Consider the following 1,943-nt stretch of genomic DNA (forward strand, 5'->3'; position numbering starts at 1 on the left):
GGTGTGTGTCGGTTGTTTGAGAACTCAACAGTGTGCTTGTTAGTCAATGCCAAATTTTTTGTCCCTGTGGCATGGCTGGCCTGGTTGCCCGTCGGGTGGTTGGGTTGGTTGTGTCTGGGATTCCTTTGGTTGATTTCGGAAGATGATGTCATCTTTCGTGTTGATGCCAGTTTTGTGAACCCTGTTGGGGTTCGCTTCGTATGGATTGTTCACTGCCGGGCTGTGCTTGGTGGTGGGCGTTGTTCATTTACGGAGAGTTTGATCCTGGCTCAGGACGAACGCTGGCGGCGTGCTTAACACATGCAAGTCGAACGATGATGCCCAGCTTGCTGGGTGGATTAGTGGCGAACGGGTGAGTAACACGTGAGTAACCTGCCCTTGACTTCGGGATAACTCCGGGAAACCGGGGCTAATACCGGATATGAGCCGTCCTCGCATGGGGGTGGTTGGAAAGTTTTTCGGTCAGGGATGGGCTCGCGGCCTATCAGCTTGTTGGTGGGGTGATGGCCTACCAAGGCGACGACGGGTAGCCGGCCTGAGAGGGCGACCGGCCACACTGGGACTGAGACACGGCCCAGACTCCTACGGGAGGCAGCAGTGGGGAATATTGCACAATGGGCGAAAGCCTGATGCAGCGACGCCGCGTGAGGGATGAAGGCCTTCGGGTTGTAAACCTCTTTCAGCAGGGAAGAAGCGCAAGTGACGGTACCTGCAGAAGAAGCGCCGGCTAACTACGTGCCAGCAGCCGCGGTAATACGTAGGGCGCAAGCGTTGTCCGGAATTATTGGGCGTAAAGAGCTCGTAGGCGGTTTGTCGCGTCTGGTGTGAAAACTCGAGGCTCAACCTCGAGCTTGCATCGGGTACGGGCAGACTAGAGTGCGGTAGGGGAGACTGGAATTCCTGGTGTAGCGGTGGAATGCGCAGATATCAGGAGGAACACCGATGGCGAAGGCAGGTCTCTGGGCCGCAACTGACGCTGAGGAGCGAAAGCATGGGGAGCGAACAGGATTAGATACCCTGGTAGTCCATGCCGTAAACGTTGGGCACTAGGTGTGGGGCTCATTCCACGAGTTCCGTGCCGCAGCAAACGCATTAAGTGCCCCGCCTGGGGAGTACGGCCGCAAGGCTAAAACTCAAAGGAATTGACGGGGGCCCGCACAAGCGGCGGAGCATGCGGATTAATTCGATGCAACGCGAAGAACCTTACCAAGGCTTGACATGCACGAGAAGCCACCAGAGATGGTGGTCTCTTTGGACACTCGTGCACAGGTGGTGCATGGTTGTCGTCAGCTCGTGTCGTGAGATGTTGGGTTAAGTCCCGCAACGAGCGCAACCCTCGTCCCATGTTGCCAGCGGGTTATGCCGGGGACTCATGGGAGACTGCCGGGGTCAACTCGGAGGAAGGTGGGGATGACGTCAAATCATCATGCCCCTTATGTCTTGGGCTTCACGCATGCTACAATGGCCGGTACAAAGGGCTGCGATACCGTAAGGTGGAGCGAATCCCAAAAAGCCGGTCTCAGTTCGGATTGGGGTCTGCAACTCGACCCCATGAAGTCGGAGTCGCTAGTAATCGCAGATCAGCAACGCTGCGGTGAATACGTTCCCGGGCCTTGTACACACCGCCCGTCAAGTCACGAAAGTCGGTAACACCCGAAGCCCATGGCCCAACCGTTCGCGGGGGGAGTGGTCGAAGGTGGGACTGGCGATTGGGACTAAGTCGTAACAAGGTAGCCGTACCGGAAGGTGCGGCTGGATCACCTCCTTTCTAAGGAGCTACCAACCCTCGCCTGCCGGTGTTTGCTGGTGGGTGGGTGGTTCAGGTGCCACGCCATCGCCGTACGTGTGGTGGGTGGTTGCTCATGGGTGGAACATTGACGAAAGAGCTTTCTTCGGTCTTGCTGGTGTCAGTACCTGCCGGCTCGCACGTGTCCTTCGGGGCT

At 57.4% G+C, this 1,943-nt stretch carries 1 rRNA gene; it reads left to right on the forward strand.

The features are described from left to right. Positions 1-246 precede the first annotated feature (246 nt). Positions 247-1,768 (forward strand): 16S ribosomal RNA (locus tag ACZ4MO_RS18755). Positions 1,769-1,943 lie beyond the last annotated feature (175 nt).

The organism is Sphaerisporangium cinnabarinum, from assembly GCF_055567015.1.